This window comes from Mycobacterium hubeiense, assembly GCF_002838065.1.
GTDB lineage: Bacteria > Actinomycetota > Actinomycetes > Mycobacteriales > Mycobacteriaceae > Mycobacterium > Mycobacterium hubeiense.
In genome coordinates this window covers 1-708 of sequence record NZ_PIZU01000131.1, presented here as the reverse complement: position 1 = coordinate 708, position 708 = coordinate 1, and the positions used below count along the sequence as shown (strand labels likewise).

1 protein-coding gene is annotated in these 708 nt (G+C 65.0%); it reads right to left on the bottom strand.

Features of this window, described 5'->3' with window-relative positions:
- Positions 1-493 (bottom strand): lectin (locus CWS39_RS28370; RefSeq protein WP_102146122.1); only part of this gene is annotated, 493 nt, incomplete at its 3' end.
- Positions 494-708 lie beyond the last annotated feature (215 nt).

Here is a 708-nt window from a genome sequence, read left to right as displayed (position 1 = left end):
CCCACAACGTGTCACCGGAGACCACGGTGTAGGTCCGCGGGGCCGGCGGCGGCGGTGGCGGAGGAGGTGGCGGAGCTGGTGCCTCGGCGGGCGCCGGTGCTTCGGCCGCGGCGGGCGCCACCTCGGGTTGGGCTTCCTCCGGCGCGGGCGGCGGCGGTTCGGTGGTGTCGGTCTTCGACGACCAGGCCGCCCCGTCCTTGGCGTAGAGCACCAGGTTGCGGTCGTCCTGCAGAACCAGCTTGACGTCCTTCTTGCCCTTGGTGTCGGTGTGCCAGATCGGCTTGTCGGGGGTATAGAGCACGCAGTTGCCGTCGCTCTGCACCTCGAGGCGCTCGGCGTTCTGGCCGTTGGTGCCGGTGGACCAGACGGCCTGACCGCGGGCGGCCAGCACCAGATTGCCGTCGTCCTGCAACGTCAGCGTGTACGCGCCGTTCTTAGACGTTAACGACTCCCCCTTCGTAAGCTTTTGTCCTTCAGTGAGTGTGTCTCCCACTTCGTTGCCCCTTTCTGTCAAGGCGACCTTTAGCGAGACGCCGGTTTCGAGCACGGACGCCGTCGAGCTTACTGATCTTGGTTTTGGATGTGTGCCGTTCTGCTCGGCGGAATTCAAACGCCTTGCAAACAGTGGGTGTTGGCGGTTACGGAATCGTCAGCACCTGACCGGGATGGATCAGGTCCGGGTTGGAGATTCCACTGGCGTTGGCAATC